Origin of the sequence: Hoeflea algicola, from assembly GCF_026619415.1 — a bacterium.
Classification (GTDB): domain Bacteria; phylum Pseudomonadota; class Alphaproteobacteria; order Rhizobiales; family Rhizobiaceae; genus Hoeflea; species Hoeflea algicola.
The window spans coordinates 3772652-3788220 of record NZ_JAOVZR010000001.1 but is presented as its reverse complement, the minus strand read 5'-3'; the positions used below and the strand labels follow the sequence as shown (position 1 = coordinate 3788220).

Genomic DNA, 15569 nt, shown 5'->3' with positions numbered 1-15569 from the left:
ATGGCCAGCATCCGGGCAGACAGCCAAGAAAACATCCTTGTCCTGACAATCGACAACCAGCCGAGCCGCAACGCGTTCACCCATGCCATGACGGCGAAGCTGGGAGAGTGCCTTCATCAAGCCGAGAACGATCCGAAAACAAGGTGTGTTGTCATTACGGGTGCGGGAGACCGGGCTTTTTCCAGCGGCCATGACCTCAACGAAATGTTGGCTGACCGCGACAATGCCTCCGACGCAACTCTCAACGCCCCGTTCCTGCAGCCACGCACCATGCGCACCCCCACAATCGTTGCGATCAACGGCCACGCTCATGCCGCAGGCTTCATTTTGTCGCTGGCCTGCGACATCCGTGTCTGCGAGGAACACGCCGATTTCGCAGCCCCCGGGGCTCGCATCGGACTGCTGCCCATCGGCGGTCAGATCAGTTGGCTGCCGCACATCATCCCGCTCGGTGCGGCCTATGAAATCCTGGCGACCGGTCGTCGCGTCGGCGCGGAGGAAGCGCTGCGCCTCGGCCTCGTCAACCACGTCGTGCCAAGCGGCGCCGGAGTTGAAAAGGCAATGGAGATTGCTTCCGCTATTGCTGCAAACTCGTCGAACGTCATCGCCTCCATCAAGGTCGGCTTGGGGATACTGATGCGTCAAGGGACGGATGAGGCAGAACGCTTCGAGTGGTCCGAAGGCCGGAGGCTGCAAAGCGAACCAGACGCCGAGGAAGGCATGAGAGCTTTCCTCGACAAGCGATCCCCGAATTTCTCTTGATGCTCTATGGAATGGCGAAAACATGAAAACTGAAATCGAATCCAAGTCCCTCCTGGCAAAATATGGAATTACAACGACCAACCCACAGCTCGCCACTGTCGCGGCGGAGGCGGTCGCATTGGTGGGCCGCGTCGCGAAGCCCTGTGCGCTGAAGGTTGTCTCGCCCGATATCGCGCACAAGGTTGCTGCAGGCGGCGTCATGCTCTCGGTCACGACTGATTCCGCCGAAGCTGCATTCGACGCGATCGTCGCCAATTGCCGGCGCACGAATCCTGGAGCGCGGATCGACGGCGTTCTTGTCGAGGAGATGATAGAACATGGCCTTGAGGTATTCATCGGCGCGCGCGTCGACCCGCAATACGGGACGGTGATCCTTTTGGGGCCCGGAGGCTCCAATGTCGAACAGGGTCAGAAGCCCACGGCGGCGCTGGCTCCTTTGACGCCGGACCTCGCCGACGAAATGATCGACGCCGCATTCCCTGGCGCCTTCGACGGGGACATGGCGTTCTCGCGCAAGACACTCAAAGACTATGTCATGGCGGTGGCCGGCGCGAACGGCCTGATGATGAAGGAGGCAATCGGCGAGCTCGATATCAATCCGATCATCATCAATGGTGCCGGCGCGATCGCAGTGGATGCGGTCTGCGACGATCTGCCCGACGCACTCGGGGCGAGACGCATGTCGCAAGCCGACGTCGACGCGGCGCTTGACGCCAGGCGCGCCCGGCTCAATGACCTCGATGCCCTTTTCGATCCCGCCTCGATCGCCTTTGTCGGCGCGTCGACCCAGAAGGAAAAGCTCGGCTACCGGGTCATCCGCAATATGCTGGATTTTGGCTTCAAGGGAGACATCTACCCGATTCATCCCGCAGCAGAAGAAATCTGCGGTCTCAAAGCCTACAAATCGGTCTCGGACGTCCCCGGCAAGGTTGATCGCGCCTATGTCGCGGTGGCCAGCCACCAGGTGCCCGATGTTCTGCGCGACTGCCGCGAGAAGGGCGTCCGTGTTGCCCAGGTACTGACCGCGGGCTTCTCGGAATATTCGTCCGAAAGCGGCGACATCGAGCAACGGATGCTCCATGAAGTTCGAACCGGCGGCATGCGCATGGTCGGCCCGAATTGCATGGGGACCTTCTCCGCCGCAGCGCGTATTCCCCTTGCGGCGCCCCGCTATTGCCCCACAGAACCGGGAGGCATCACCTTCTTCTCTCAGAGCGGCACCTTTGCCGGGGACGTGAACCGCCGCGCCCAGGTGATGGGTCTGCCGCTCGGACGCGTGCTGTCCTGCGGCAACTGCGCCGACATGGATCTGCTCGACTATCTTTTGTATGCGGACCGCGACCCCAACACCGAAATCGTCGCGTTCTATGTGGAATCGCTCGCCGAACCGGGTCTCTTCTTTCGGGCGGCACAGGGGATGAACAAGCCGGTCGTCATGCTGCGCGGTGGGACCACGGAACAGGGACTGACGGCAGCGTCAAGCCACACCGCTGCGCTCGCAACCGACAGCGCTCTCTGGCAGGCGGGACTTGACCAATCTGGCGTGCTCCAGGTCGATACGATCGATGAGTTGATGGACGCGCTTCTGGTGCTTACGGCGCATCGCAGCCTTGCCGGCAACAGGCTCGGCATCTTCGGCTCGGGAGGCGGGGTCAGCGTCACCTCATCGGATGCCGCCGCGCGCGTGAACATGGCGATCCCTCAGCTCGACGCCACGACCCAGGAAGGCCTGCAGCGTTTTGGTGTGCCCGGTACCAGCGTGTCCAACCCCATCGACATCCCGGTCTGGGGGCTTCGCGAAAAAGGCCGCTACATCCTTGAGGAAATCATAAACCTCCTCAAGCTCGACCAGAATGTCGATGGCATCATCGTCTATGTCGAAATGGGGTCGATCATGGATTTCGCCGACAGTGACGAGGATGGTCTTGGCCAACTCAGGGAAATTTGCGCTTCGATCGCCCGCGCCCGGCTCGATGGGCCGGCCATTTCCCTGGCGCTGCGCAGTTCGGGCGACAAGCTGCAAGATGATTTTGTCCGCGATCAGAGGGTAAATCTGCTTGAGCATGGGATCGCCGTTTTCGCCTCGACCGGACGCGCGGTGTTGGCTCAATCCATGCTCCTGAGAGCAAGCAAACGGAGAAGATGATGCAAGGTGGTGACAACAACGTGACGTCGGTTCGCTTTGGACTTTCGCGGAGCGACGCCACGCAGACCGTCATGAATGCCTTTGTCGCACCCGCCACGAAGGTCCAGACGCTTCCCGAGCAACTCGCCGACGCGCTTGTCGCCATGATCGTCCGCGGCAGTTTCAAACCGGGCGACAGGCTTCATGAACTCACACTCGCAGCACGCTTCTCGGTGAGCCGGGGTCCCGTCCGCGAAGCGCTGCGCATTCTCGAGCGGGAAGGTCTTGTGACCATGCCCCCCGGCGCGGCGCGTCGGTTACCGTTTTTACCCGGAAGAGTGTTCGGGACATCTTCGCGGTTCGCGCCGCACTGCTTGCCCTGTGCGCCGAGGATGTGGCGAGGAGACGCCCCGCCAAAGTGTTGGAGGTCCTCGATGACGGAACCCGGGTGCTCACCAAGGCGCTCGAAAGTGGCAATGCCGACGAGTTCATAGTCGTAGTCTACCAGCTCAGCATGTATCTCTCCGACATGGCGGAAAACGATCTGGCGCGCCAGATCCTCACCTCGCTCGGTCGCCAGACACTCTCGGTCACCCGGCGGGCGCTGGAAAACGCAGAACATCGCCGAAGCTGGGCATCAAACTGGAATGGCATCGTGCATGGAATTCGCGATGGAGATCCCGTCCGAGCGGGCCACGCAACAAGTCATCTCGTTGAAACCATGCGCGATGCCGCGCTCGGCGCTTGCGACGACACCAATTCCGAATGCGCGATGAAGGAAACAAAGAAAGGCGCCTAGCGCGCGGCTTAACGATTCTGCGGGACGGATTGCCCCGCCTGCTTCCTGTCGGACCTCTGGGAGAGGCCGGCCAATAAGAAGACGAAAGTGTAACTTAAACAGGAGGAAACGATGAAATACGGAAATCCATTGAAAGGTGTGCTCGGAGCATTCGCCGCTGTCGTGGCAGCCACTGCGATCATGCTGCCTTCGACCGCCATCGCGGAAGATATTGTTATCGGGATTTTTGTCCCGACCACGGGTGCTCTCGCGCCTCTGGGGACTGACATGCTGAACGGATACGAACTCGCCGCCAAAGGCGCGACGGTCAACGGCAACGCCATACGCCTCGTCGTCGAAGATTCGGCTGCAAAAGCGGATGTGGGCTTGCGCAAGGCGCAAAAGCTCGTCCTTGAAGACAAGGCCAAAATCCTGGTCGGCGGCGCAAGCAGCGCCGTCGTGCTGGGGATCAACGCGCAAGGGGCCCGCCTGAACGTGCCGATCCTGAGCACCAATTCGCAGGCCGTCCAGACGACGGGTGAACAGTGCAGCAAATATCTTTTCCGCACTAACCCGAACGACGCAATGATGGCAAAGGCCAATGGCATCCTGATGGAGGAACGCCCCGAATATTTGCAGAAGAAATGGTTCGTGGTCTTCCATGATTTCGTCTGGGGACAGAGCAACAAGGCGGAATTTGCCAAGATCCCCGGCATCAACATCGTCGGAGAAGCAGGCAGGCCGCTGGGAACGGCCGACTGGTCCAGCGCAATTTCGCAGATTCAGTCCAGTGGCGCCGATGCCATCTATATGGCGCTGGCGGTCGGCGACGACATGCCGTCCTTCATCGGCCAGGTTCGCAGCTTCGGCATTGATGCGTTCATGCTGCCGCCGCTGGGTATGCCCGACTCGATGCTTCAGGCGGTTGGCGAAAATGCGGCCGGCATGACAGCAGGCGGATTGTTTGCAAGCTGGATGAGCGAAGACAAAAACCCGGCGATGAAGAAATTCGTCGAGGACTACGTTGCCGCTTACGGGATTGTGCCCGGTCCCCAGGCGATCCAGGCCTATGCCGGCATGCAGTTGACAATAGAAGCGCTGAAGCAGGCCGCCAGCCTTGACACCGACGCGATCATTTCGGCGCTCGAAACGACCAGCGTCGATAGCGTTATCGGCAAACTTCAGATCCGCAAGGAAGACCATCAGGGCATGGTCGGCACATATATGGCCGAAGCGACCATGCTTCCCGATGCGCCCCATGGGGCGAAAATCGGCTGGAAGGTCATCAAGGACATCCCCTGGGATGCCATAAAGATCGACCTGGCCGACACCGGCTGCAAAGGCCTCTGAACGAGCCGTTAAGGCGGAGATCATCATGTCTGACAAAGCCCGATCGATCTTTCTGATTGTGTTCTGCCAGGTCTCCGCCATGACCTTATGGTTTTCCTCGAGTTCTGCGTCGGCCTCCCTGTTGGAGGCCGGCCGGATTTCCGGTCAGCAGGCAGGCTTGCTGACCGGAGCCGTCCAACTGGGATTTGTCTCTGGCACTCTCGTGAGCGCCTGGTTCGGGCTTTCCGACAGGATCGATCCCCGGAGGCTGTTCTCAGCCTGCGCCCTGGCCGGCGCAATCGCCAATATCGCGCTTCTCCTGACAGGTTTCGACAACGCTGCCGCGATCCTGTTGCGGTTCATCACCGGCGTCGTTCTCGCCGGGGTCTATCCGGTTGGCATGAAACTGGCGGCCGGATGGGCCGGGCGCTCGATGGGGCTGATGATTGGCGCGCTTGTCGGCGCCCTGACCCTGGGCTCGGCGCTTCCCCACCTTTTTGCATCCGTGGGCGAGCTTGGATGGCGCGCGTCGTTTGCAATTTCATCCGCCTGCGCGACGCTCTCGGCAATCACCATACTGTTTGCAAAACTCGGCCCGGCGCACCAGACCAGCGCCCGCTTCGTTCCCGGTGAAGCGCTTCAGGAACTCCGCCGCCCGTCCGTGCTTCTCGCAAACGCCGGTTACCTCGGACATATGTGGGAGCTTTACGCAATGTGGGCCTGGATCGGCGTCTTCCTCACCTGGGGTCTCGATCAGGCAGGCAGCACGCAAACTGTCAATCCGGGACTTCTTACCTTTGTAGTCATCGCCAGCGGTACGGTCGGTTGCGTCGGCGCTGGCCTTCTTGCCGACCGGTTCGGCCGCACGGCGATCACCATCGTTGCGATGGTGATCAGCGGTCTTTGCGCAATCTCGATCGGCTTGTTGCCGGCTGCGGGCGTCTCCCTGCTGGTTTTTGTCGCAATCATCTGGGGCGTCACCGTGGTTGCGGATTCTGCTCAGTTCTCCGCTGCGATCGCCGAACTCTCTTCACCCCGGCTGGTCGGATCGATGCTCACCTTGCAAACCTCAGCCGGGTTCTTGCTGACCTTTTTCACCATTCAGGCCATGCCGATCCTCATCGATCTTCTGACCTGGCGCTACACGTTCGCCGTTCTCGCGATCGGCCCGTTCCTGGGCGCTCTCGCCATGTGGCGGCTGCGCCGCGAACCCGACGCGGCAATGATTGCCGGCGGCCGGCTTTAAACCCAACCAACCACGAAAGAACGCATCATGACCTGGGAAACTCTGCTTCTCGAAAAACCCGCCGATGGCATTGGCCTCGTCACGCTGAACCGTCCGAAACGGGCCAACGCCATGAGCCAGATAATGCTCAAGGAACTGAGCAGCCTTTGCGAGGAGATCGAAGCCGACGACGATATTCGTGCCGTGATCGTCACCGGGGCAGGCGCCGCGTTCACCTCGGGCTTCGATCTCAAGGATCAAGCGGCGGCAATGCCGACGGGTGTCAAGGATTGGGTACCGCTGCTTGAAGCCGACTTCAAAGGCATCATGTCGTTTTGGAATCTATCCAAGCCCAGCATCGCAGCCGTCAACGGTCCCGCACTCGCAGGCGGCTTCGAGTTGATGCTTGGCTGTGATCTTGCAGTCGCTGCCGAAGGCGCAGTCTTCGGAGAGCCGGAACTCAAGTTCGGCGCAGGAATCGTCTCGCTTTTGTTGCCGTGGTTTGTCTCCCCCAAGATCGCCAAGGGCGTAATCTTCACGGGGGAAGATTCGATCACCGCGCAACAGGCGCTGGATTGGGGGCTCGTCAACAAGGTGGTGACGCCGGAAAATCTGATGCCAGAGGCCATGGCCCTGGCGCATAAACTCGCGCAGATGGAGCCGATGGTCATCAGGCGCACGAAAATGGCCTTCAATCGAACCTATGAGATCATGGGCATGCAGGAGGCTTTGCGCGCCGCGCTGGATATCGACATCATAATAGAAGGCGAGGGTGCCGAGCTCAAACGCAGCTTCCTCAAGGTGGTGCGGGAGAAAGGCATGGCCGCAGCCCTCGCCTGGCGCGAAGAGCGCCTCGCCTCAGGCGCGAAATGACAACAGCGCTCAAGCTACGGGAACGCCGACCGCCGTTCGCCGGCGGGTTTATGGCTCTTGCAGTCCTTCTCGTGGCGCGGACGTCGGTGTCGTTCCAGTTCCAGAGCGTCGCACCGCTCAACGCGCTGCTGGAGGCGCGCTTTCCTTTGAGCTTGTCAGGGCTCGGGCTTCTGCTCGGTCTATACATGGCGCCGGGCGTTATCATCGCCCTCTTCCTACCCACTTTCACGGCCCGGTTTGGCAGGACGCCATCGATCTGTGCGGCGTTCGCCCTGATGGCGTGCGGCGAATTCCTCTTGTGGAGAGCGACTGGCCTCGAACAGGCAATGGTCGCCAGGCTGATCGCCGGGACCGGCGGATGCGTCATCTATATTGCCACGATTAACATGGTCGCAGACCTGAAAACCGTTATTCCAAGTGCTGCCCGAATGGGCCTCATCGCAGCCGCCTGGCCGTTCGGAAATGCCATGGCGCTTGCTCTTCTTGGCTGGCTCAGCCACATCGCCCCGGAGCTTTCAACCGAGGTTCCTTTCGCGCTGATCATTGTCTCGCTTGCCGCGACGGGTGTTTTGCTGATCCTCGACCGCGAGCAAGGTGCGCTCAACCATTCACCTCCCTCGATTGTCCGATGGAAAAGGATACTCGGGCAGATCTGGAAGTTCGCTCTTGCCTTCTCGCTCTACAATATAGCCTTCATTATCCTCACCGGATTTTCGGGCCGGATCCTTTTGGATAAAGGAATCCAGTCGTCGGTGGCCTCATCTATTGCTGGCATACCAATGTGGATGTTCCTCCTTTCCGTTCCCTTCGGCGGCGTCTTTGCGGGTAAAAGCCATGCCGGCGACCGGATGCTCGTCGCCTTGGGCTGTGTTGGAGGTGCGATTGCGGTTCTCGCTTCCTCCATCGGCAGCTACCAATTGCCACTTTATGCCATCGCGGGTCTTCTTGGCGGACTGCCGACTGCGCCGCTTCTGCAACGGGCGCGCACAGCGTCCGACGAGGGAACCGAGATGACCTACTCCGCTCTGTTCTTCGTATTTTTTGTCGTCCTCATTGTGCTTCCCCCGCTCGCAGGCCGCGTCGCCGACCTCACAGGCAGTTGGACCATTCTGTGGATCGTCGCAGCGCTGCTGTTCATCGCCGCCGCCCTCTTTCCGGCGGCCACCAGACAGCATCCCGGACCGGCAATTTAACTGTCAATCAAACCCTGAAAATCCGAAACGGAGCAATTTAGCATGACTGAACGTTTTGACGCGCTGGTAATCAGCAAGACCGACGAAGACAAGTCTCAATCGGTCGCATGGACGTCCCTGACGCTTGATGATCTGATGGAGGGAGACGTCACTGTCCGCGTCCGTCACACCACGATGAACTACAAAGATGCCCTCGCCATCACCGGCAAAAGCCCGGTTGTGCGCCGCTATCCAATGATCCCGGGCATCGATTTCGCAGGGGAAGTCGTCCAATCAAGCGATCCGGAATTCTCGCCCGGAGACGAGGTGATCCTCAATGGATGGGGTGTCGGTGAAACCCATATGGGCGGCTATTCGCGCTATGCGCGGGTCAGGGGCAAGTGGCTACTCAAGACCCCCGAAGGCCTTTCGGGCGCCGATTGCATGGCGGTGGGCACCGCCGGCTACACCGCTGCGCTTTGCGTGGAGCGGCTGCGAGTACTCGGCGTAACGGCGGACCGCGGGAAGATCCTTGTCACTGGCGCTGCCGGCGGCGTCGGTTCGTTCGCGATCGCATTGCTTGCTCAGCTTGGTTATTCAGTCACGGCCTCGACCGGCCGCCCCGATGAGAGCGCGTATCTGACAGAACTCGGCGCGTCGGAAATCATTGATCGCGCCGAGTTTTCAGACAAGGGTCGACCTCTCGGCAAGGAGCGCTTCGCAGGCGCCATCGATTCGGTCGGCAGCCATACGCTTGCGAGCGTAATTGCCCAGATCGGCTATGGCGGGAGCGTTGCGGCCTGCGGTTTGGCACAAGGTTTCGACCTGCCTACTACTGTCATGCCGTTCATCCTTCGTGGCGTAACCCTGGCCGGCGTCGATTCGGTGATGGCGCCGCGTGAAACACGCATCAATGCGTGGAGCCTGGTTTCCAGCACCATTGATCGAACGGTTCTTCAAAAGATAACGCAAACTGCAAATCTGGATGATGTGACTGATTTCGCTGACGATATGCTCGCCGGGAAAATCCGGGGACGCGTACTCCTTACCGTTGGATAAACGACCAAACATTAACCAGCACCTAGAAAGGAGCTGTCATAGCCAAAGCCACGGTAAAAATATCAAGGCAGCAGCGCAAGACAGTTGCGCGCATGCAACCCCGACTGAGAGTGTGGTTTGGCTGAAGGGCCTTCCGTAGTGCCAGATGAAAATGACGTATCGCGGGTTCGTAGTTTTGCACTGGAGTGGCTAGAAATTGGCGCACCTTGGCGAAGGAAAATGCGAACATCTATCTCATTGAACTCTTAAGGTGAATCCATGTGCCTGTAGGTCGTATTTCACGGACGATTATTCTACCTGTCGCGCGACACCGGTGAAAACTGGTGCCTTGGGTCACGAAGTCAGATCAGAGACGCCGGTCGAAATCGAACTGCGTGCCAATGCGACCGTAAGTCCATGATCTGGAAGGGACAACAGATAACCTGCGGGCATGGCCCGTTATTTGGTTCGGTTAAGCCGTTCCGTGAGTTTGCGGAAGATCGGGTTGCGGGCAACGCTGTAGCCAAGCTTCTGCCCGGCGCGCGACCCCATGACTAGATCCATCAGCGGTGCACTGCGCATCACTGCGTCGGTGCGCACGAGCCGTTCGTCCTGCCTTCCTTCGCGGTCGGCCAGGATGCGCTTGGCCGCGTTGTGCCCCGGAGCGCCGGAAACGCCGCCGCCAGGATGGCTTCCCGATCCGCACAGGTAGTAGCCTGCAATCGGGGTGCGATAGTGAGCGGCTTCCGGGATCGGTCTTTTGTCGAAATTGTTCTCCAGACCGATCATCGAGCTGTGGAAGATGTTACCGCCGGTAATGTTGTAAGTGCGCTCCAGATCGAGCGGCGTGATGATGTGCCGCCCGAGAATATGCTCGCGCATGTTGGGTGCGTAGCGGAAATACACCTCCAGCACCTTATCCGCCCATTCCTCCTTGCGACTGTCCCAGTCACCATGCGCCAGGTTGAATGGCAGTTGCTGGACACCGAGTGAGACCGTGTGATGGCCCGGTTCGCACAAGCTGGGATGAGTGACGGACGGGATCAGCGTCTCGACCACGAAATCCGATGGGAACTCACCTTTTTGCTGGGCTTCCCAGGCAGCTTCGTAGAGCGTTGGCGATGCGCCCATGATGATGAGGCCCTGATGCTGTGGGCCGGTCTTCCCCGGCTCGAAGCCTACATAATCCGGCAAGGCGTCGGCGAGCAGATGGATACGGGCCATCGAGCCGCGAACGTCAATACTTGCTGCCTTCTCCTGGATCGGGGAGGCGAGGACGCCGGGGGCGAGGAAATCACGCAAGGAGCGCAGAGGATCGGCATTGGACACTACGAGCCCGGCTTCAATGACCTCGCCCGTGTCAAGTTCCACCCCGCGAGCCTTTCCGTCCTCAACGACAAGCCGGCGGACCCGACAGCCGGTTCGAATGGAACCGCCATGAGCCTCGAGACTGTTGGCTAGGGCGTCTGAAATCATGCCCATGCCGCCTTTCGGCAGACCATACTGGCCGTAGTTGCCCTCGAATTCACCCTGCGCATGATAGCCATAGACATAGGCGGTGCCACTCGTACGCGGCCCCCCCAGGTGGAAACCATGCCCATGAACATCATAAAGCCGCGCAGCCGGTCGCTTTCAAAGTAGCGGCCGAGCAGGTCCTCCGCCGACATCACCACGAACTCTTCGAACAGGTCGGCTTCTCCTGCCTGTTCGAAGACTTCTCGCAATTCCTCGGCCGATGGCGGGTCGCTCATCAGCAGGGCGCCGGTCAGTTCACCGAAACGCCGCAACCGCAGGCCGAAGCGCATAAAGTTCTCGCCATCGCGCTTGTTGTGCTTTTCGATAGAGCGCAGGGTTCGGTCCACGTCACGCCACATCATCACATGGTCGCCGTCTTCCCACAGCCCCATTTCCAGCATGTCAGGCGCTACCGATTCGAGGCCGTACTTCTTCAGTTCGAGGTCGTCGACCACCTCGCGGCGCAGCATCATCTGGATATAGGAGCAGGATGAGAACGTTCCGCCGGGAACAAGCTCCTCGCTGACGCAAGCGCCGCCGATAATATCGCGTGCCTCCAGAACCTGAACGCGCAGCCCGTTCCGGGCCAGATAGTTTGCGCATACCAGACCGTTGTGGCCGGCCCCGATGACGATGGCATCCATTGGTGCAGAGCTGTTGTTTGCCGAAACCATGTGAGCAGTCCTTCCAAAGCGGCTATTCAAGCCGGGTATCACAATATATCGCCTAGTGAGGGTTAACGTCCGCTAAAATTGCCGTTTCTCCGGTTGAGACGCTCCAATACCGCGCGCTCTTTAGCCGCCATTTCAAGTGCTCCGCAGCTACACTGCGCCAGTACCGAAAAACGGATATCAAAAAGGTTGACCATATGCAGATGACAACAATGCTGATCGTATTTTCCGGCAAGGGCGAGCAGATCGGTCATGCCGAAGGTTTCGTTTCCTCGGCCGCCGATGGCATCGTCCTCGAAATCGATGTTCCCGGCATCCCCGGCGCCGAGCTCTCGGCCCCCTGCAAGAAGGCTCGTTTCGAAACTGTCGTGATGGCCCGCAACAACCGCACTGTCGAGGCCGGGCGTGTCCTTTTCCCGGAGATTGAGAGTTATCTCGACGTAGTCACGCCCGATACCGGCCTCGTCGTCGGCGTCGAGGACGGCAAGGAGATCGGCTCGATCATGTGGCACATTCGCGGCGGCGGCGGCATCTTCGCTGGTGCCAAGGGCGTCGTAACCGGTAATTTCATCGGATATCCCGACGGAACCTTTGTCGATCATCAGATCTATCGCGTCATTAAATCCTAGGACTGGTCCTGGAGTCCAAACCATCTGTTGCATAGGTGAAGGCGTCGGCTCTCAAAGCCGGCGCCTTTGCCTATGTGGCAAGGCGCCGGTCCACTAATGGTTCACTATACCGCCTCTTTTGCTGCCTCCGACCGCTTGCCGGTTGAATTATCGACATAACGATAGGCGATCAGGTAGAGCACCGTGAGAACGGCCATCATGACCAGGATAAGCCCGCCCACGGCAGCGGCGCGGTCAAAGCGATATTCCTGGAAAGCCAGTTTGTAGAGATGGGTCGCAAGCACTTCGGACGACCTCCCAGGCCCGCCCTTGGTCATGATCCATGTCATGTCGAAGAAGCGGAAGGTCCAGAAGAAATCCAGCAGGCATGCGGTCAGCATCACCGGCGCGAGATGGGGCAGGGTAACCAGGCGGAACTTGTCCCACGAGGAGCCACCGTCGACCTCCATCGCCTCGTAAAGCTCGTCAGGTACGTTCTGCAAGGCTGCCAGGAGCACCAGCGTGAGGAACGGATACCAATTCCAGATGCTTGCGGCGGTCACGGCGGCTAATGCGGTGGAGGGCTCTCCGAGCCAATTCAATGTCCAGCCGGCTAGCCCGACCTCCCTCAGGAACGAATTGAGAAGACCGAACTGGTCCTGATAGATCAGAATCCACAGGATCGAGACTGCCGCCGGCGGGAACAGCCAGGGAATGAACTGCATCCCGCGCCAGAACGATTGCCACGTCTTCGCCGAATTCAACAGCAGCGCGAAGGTCAATCCGATCATCAGATGGCCAAGCACGGTTCCGCCGGTGAAGATGAAGCTGTTCAAGGTCGACGTCCAGAACACGTCGTCACGCAACGCCCAATCGTAGTGCTTGAGTCCGACGAAGACTTGTTCGCCACGCCGGACCTGGAAAAAGCCGGTATAGACACTGGCGATGAGCGGAAAAATGCCGGTGATAATCAGAAACAGGAAGGTCGGGACGACGAAGAACGCCCATTCGCGCCGATACGCCTTGTCCAGGCGCTTTTTCGCGTTGCGGGTCTCGCCGGAAACGTCGCTCGGGCCAGCTGATGCCTGTGCCGTCATTTTACACCTCCCGCCACCATTCCGCGGATGAAGACGCCTTGGAACAGCCCGAACACCACGAGCAGGGGAAACGCCGACAGAAAGCTGGCGGCCATCAGCACTTCCCAACTGATCGTGTAGTGGCCGATCAGCAGGTTGAGGGCGACCGTGATCGGTCTTGCCGCCAGTGAGGCGGAAAACGTCAGCCCGTAGAGGAATTCCTGCCAAGCCATCAGGAAGGCGAAGATGAAGGCGGCAAGTATCCCGCCCCAGCTCAGCGGCAGCGTGATGCGGAAAAAGCATTCCAGCGAATTGCAGCCGTCGATGCGTGCGGCCTGCTCGATATCCTCTGGTACGCCGTCAAACATCGATTTCAGGATGAGGGTACAGAAGGGAACGGTCAGCGTGGTATCGAGGAAGACGAGGCCTGCCCAGGTGTCGATCAGCCCGACCGAACGCAGGAAGGGAAAGTAGCTTAGAACGAGGATTTCCACCGGAATGACCTGTGTGAACAGGAGGAGCACGATCATCGTTCCCGACAGGCCGACGCGGTAGCGCGACATGCCATAGGCCGCCGGCGCTGCGAGCAGGATAGTGAAAAAGGCCGTGAACGTGGAAATGCCGACCGAATTGCGGAAAGGAAGCACCAGTTCTTCGGTCGAGAAGACCTTCAGGAGATTCTGATAGGTGGTCCGCACGGGGATGATCTGCTTGAATAACAGATCCTGAGGCGTTATGGCGATGACGATCATGTAGGCGATCGGCAACATCATCACGCCGAGCAGAATGCCAAGCATGATGTAGGTATGGTAGTTGGCTCGAACCATCCGGCGAAAAAATCCGGTCCCCTGCGGGACGACGCGATCATCCAAGGCCACAGCTTATCACTCCCTTATGACTGGCGCGCATCCGGAAGGCTGCGCGCCTTGTTCTGCCTTGGCTAGCGCGTGTAGCGGTCGCCAAGTTCGCCGTAGCTGTCATCCCAATCCTGGTAGAGATCGGCCCACTGCTTGGCGACGCGGTCCATGCCTTCCTGTGCGGTCTGCTGGTTGGCGACGACCCCGTGAAGCTCGGTGCGGAATATATCGACCGCCTGGAGCACTTGCGGCGGCATCTCGGCATAGGTGTCGTAGGCATTGGGCCTGCGCGACTGCTCAAGGGCGACCTTGAGCGAATCCGAGGTGCGGATTGTGCCTTCGCCCACCTGTTCCCAGATATCCTTGCGGGTAATCAGGAACGGCCAGGCGTCCGCTATCGCCTTCTGGGTGTCGTGGCCGGCAAGCGTCTTGACGAATTCCCAGGCTGCCTTTTTGTCCTTGGCGTTGGCACTGATGGCATAGGTGCTGTCGCCGCCCATGAGCATGGCGCCGGTGGTCTTGCCTCTGGGTAGCGGAGCGATGGCCCATTCGAAAGTCGGATTGAGGCCTGCGATCACCGCCGGCACGCCGTTCCAGTCCGGCATCATCGCCACGCGGCCGGCTGCGAAAGCGCTGCGGAGCTTTTCGAAGTCGGTCGTGGTGAAGGAGGGAACGACGCCGTGCTTGTTCACCAGGTCGACGATGAACTGGACCGTTTCCACGGCCTTCGGCTTGTTGATCTGGAAATCGCCGCCAACGCGGCCAATGCGCGTATCGTTCGCGTAGAATAGCCATGCGAGGGCAAGCCACAGCTCGGGGCCGTTACCGTCTAGGCCGAGGCCATACATGTCCGGCGCCTTGGTCAGCTTCTTGGCGAACTCCAGCATCTCGTCGATGGTCTCTGGCGCGCGATCCGGCAGGCCGGCTTCCTTGAAAGCCGTCCGGTTCCACAGCATGACGTTGGTCAGGCCAAGCGACGGCAGCAGGTAGGTGGAACCCTTGTAGCCGGTGTCGGCCCACGGTTCGTAGGCTGCCATGATGTCGTTGCCGGACGCTTTGTCCGCCTCGACGAACTCGTCGAGCGGGGCAATCCAGCCCTCTTCGGCAAAGCGGGCAAGCTGCGTCGGCACCCAGAGTTCGAACGTATCGGGAAGCGCACCCGCCTGACCAGAAAGTTCCATCTTCTTGATGTATTCGATGAAGCCTATTTCCTCGACCTTCAGGTCTAGGCCGGGGTTCGCCTTGCGGTAGTCGTCGAACACCTTGGAGAAGATCTCCGGCATTTCGGTAGAGCGCCAGTTGGCGTGCGTGAGCACGGCGCCATCCTGCGCGAACACACCCGACGGCAAGGCCGCGGCACCGAGGGCTGCGACGCCGGACTGCAGAAGCATGCGCCGCGATATAAGTGGAACTGTAAACCGAGTGCTGATCTTGTTCTTCATGGATTTTCCCCTTTTCATTATCTGGTTGCTATCAGTCGAGCCGGTCGTCATCTGATCGTCATGTCCCACGCAGACCGGATGCGTGATCGAAATTTCCA

At 59.7% G+C, this 15569-nt stretch carries 14 protein-coding genes and 1 pseudogene; 10 read left to right on the top strand and 5 right to left on the bottom strand.

Annotated elements, in window-relative coordinates; translation table 11 throughout:
• The 9 genes and pseudogenes from OEG84_RS18435 to acuI all read left to right on the top strand — a co-directional run bounded on the left by OEG84_RS18435 (nt 1) and on the right by acuI (nt 9323).
• Nucleotides 1–762, top strand: a complete 762-nt coding sequence (locus tag OEG84_RS18435) for an enoyl-CoA hydratase/isomerase family protein (RefSeq protein WP_267655081.1) — start codon at nt 1–3, stop codon at nt 760–762.
• Nucleotides 752–2908 carry an acetate--CoA ligase family protein gene (locus OEG84_RS18430; protein ID WP_267656252.1) on the top strand — a complete coding sequence of 719 codons (2157 nt, stop codon included), beginning with the start codon at nt 752–754 and terminating at the stop codon, nt 2906–2908. The genes OEG84_RS18435 and OEG84_RS18430 overlap by 11 nt, the downstream gene beginning before the upstream one ends.
• A pseudogene (locus OEG84_RS25400) lies at nt 2905–3180 on the top strand (GntR family transcriptional regulator); the annotation flags it as partial. The gene OEG84_RS18430 and the pseudogene OEG84_RS25400, both read left to right, overlap by 4 nt.
• A 56-nt stretch (nt 3181–3236) precedes the next feature.
• Nucleotides 3237–3686, top strand: coding sequence for an FCD domain-containing protein (locus tag OEG84_RS18420; protein WP_267656251.1), 450 nt, complete (start codon nt 3237–3239; stop codon nt 3684–3686).
• Between the two features lie 111 nt (nt 3687–3797).
• Nucleotides 3798–5015, top strand: a complete 1218-nt coding sequence (locus OEG84_RS18415; RefSeq protein ID WP_267655080.1) for an ABC transporter substrate-binding protein — start codon at nt 3798–3800, stop codon at nt 5013–5015.
• 25 nt (nt 5016–5040) lie between these two features.
• A complete protein-coding gene (locus tag OEG84_RS18410; protein WP_267655079.1) occupies nt 5041–6240 on the top strand; it encodes an MFS transporter in 1200 nt (399 codons plus the stop codon).
• 27 nt (nt 6241–6267) lie between these two features.
• The gene (locus OEG84_RS18405) at nt 6268–7092 is read left to right on the top strand and encodes an enoyl-CoA hydratase/isomerase family protein (RefSeq protein ID WP_267655078.1); all 825 of its coding nucleotides are present in this window, start codon (nt 6268–6270) and stop codon (nt 7090–7092) included.
• Complete coding sequence (locus tag OEG84_RS18400; protein ID WP_324288224.1) at nt 7089–8285, top strand: MFS transporter; 1197 nt, start codon at nt 7089–7091, stop codon at nt 8283–8285. Before OEG84_RS18405 ends, OEG84_RS18400 begins: the two co-directional genes overlap by 4 nt.
• 42 nt (nt 8286–8327) lie before the next feature.
• Nucleotides 8328–9323, top strand: a complete 996-nt coding sequence (gene acuI / locus OEG84_RS18395; RefSeq protein ID WP_267655076.1) for an acrylyl-CoA reductase (NADPH) — start codon at nt 8328–8330, stop codon at nt 9321–9323.
• Between the two features lie 438 nt (nt 9324–9761).
• Here the strand turns inward: acuI and OEG84_RS18390 are convergent, their stop codons facing one another.
• Both OEG84_RS18390 and OEG84_RS18385 read right to left on the bottom strand, forming a co-directional pair.
• Nucleotides 9762–10784 carry a phytoene desaturase family protein gene (locus OEG84_RS18390; RefSeq protein WP_267655075.1) on the bottom strand — a complete coding sequence of 341 codons (1023 nt, stop codon included), beginning with the start codon at nt 10782–10784 and terminating at the stop codon, nt 9762–9764.
• Entirely contained in the window at nt 10775–11491 is a 717-nt protein-coding gene (locus tag OEG84_RS18385; protein ID WP_267655074.1) for a phytoene desaturase family protein, read from the bottom strand. Before OEG84_RS18385 ends, OEG84_RS18390 begins: the two co-directional genes overlap by 10 nt.
• Nucleotides 11492–11685: 194 nt before the next feature.
• On the opposite strand from OEG84_RS18385, the gene OEG84_RS18380 reads away from it, so the two are divergent.
• Nucleotides 11686–12117 (top strand): hypothetical protein, encoded by a 432-nt coding sequence (locus OEG84_RS18380; protein WP_267655073.1) that lies wholly within the window; start codon nt 11686–11688, stop codon nt 12115–12117.
• 104 nt (nt 12118–12221) lie between these two features.
• Here the strand turns inward: OEG84_RS18380 and OEG84_RS18375 are convergent, their stop codons facing one another.
• The 3 genes from OEG84_RS18375 to OEG84_RS18365 form a co-directional block, all read right to left on the bottom strand.
• Nucleotides 12222–13193, bottom strand: coding sequence for a carbohydrate ABC transporter permease (locus OEG84_RS18375; RefSeq protein WP_267655072.1), 972 nt, complete (start codon nt 13191–13193; stop codon nt 12222–12224).
• Nucleotides 13190–14050: a carbohydrate ABC transporter permease gene (locus OEG84_RS18370; protein WP_267655071.1), complete on the bottom strand. Its 861-nt coding sequence runs from the start codon at nt 14048–14050 to the stop codon at nt 13190–13192. The genes OEG84_RS18375 and OEG84_RS18370 overlap by 4 nt, the downstream gene beginning before the upstream one ends.
• A 62-nt stretch (nt 14051–14112) precedes the next feature.
• Nucleotides 14113–15471 (bottom strand): ABC transporter substrate-binding protein, encoded by a 1359-nt coding sequence (locus OEG84_RS18365; RefSeq protein WP_267655070.1) that lies wholly within the window; start codon nt 15469–15471, stop codon nt 14113–14115.
• Between the last annotated feature and the right edge of the window lie 98 nt (nt 15472–15569).

Excerpts from the sequence above, each read along its gene's own strand:
- OEG84_RS18435 (WP_267655081.1), top strand. The coding sequence starts at position 1 with ATGGCCAGCATCCGGGCAGACAGCCAAGAAAACATCCTTGTCCTGACA.
- OEG84_RS18415 (WP_267655080.1), top strand. The coding sequence starts at position 3,798 with ATGAAATACGGAAATCCATTGAAAGGTGTGCTCGGAGCATTCGCCGCT.
- OEG84_RS18410 (WP_267655079.1), top strand. The coding sequence starts at position 5,041 with ATGTCTGACAAAGCCCGATCGATCTTTCTGATTGTGTTCTGCCAGGTC.
- OEG84_RS18405 (WP_267655078.1), top strand. The coding sequence starts at position 6,268 with ATGACCTGGGAAACTCTGCTTCTCGAAAAACCCGCCGATGGCATTGGC.
- OEG84_RS18400 (WP_324288224.1), top strand. The coding sequence starts at position 7,089 with ATGACAACAGCGCTCAAGCTACGGGAACGCCGACCGCCGTTCGCCGGC.
- acuI (WP_267655076.1), top strand. The coding sequence starts at position 8,328 with ATGACTGAACGTTTTGACGCGCTGGTAATCAGCAAGACCGACGAAGAC.
- OEG84_RS18390 (WP_267655075.1), bottom strand. The coding sequence starts at position 10,784 with ATGGGCATGATTTCAGACGCCCTAGCCAACAGTCTCGAGGCTCATGGC.
- OEG84_RS18385 (WP_267655074.1), bottom strand. The coding sequence starts at position 11,491 with ATGGTTTCGGCAAACAACAGCTCTGCACCAATGGATGCCATCGTCATC.
- OEG84_RS18380 (WP_267655073.1), top strand. The coding sequence starts at position 11,686 with ATGCAGATGACAACAATGCTGATCGTATTTTCCGGCAAGGGCGAGCAG.
- OEG84_RS18375 (WP_267655072.1), bottom strand. The coding sequence starts at position 13,193 with ATGACGGCACAGGCATCAGCTGGCCCGAGCGACGTTTCCGGCGAGACC.
- OEG84_RS18365 (WP_267655070.1), bottom strand. The coding sequence starts at position 15,471 with ATGAAGAACAAGATCAGCACTCGGTTTACAGTTCCACTTATATCGCGG.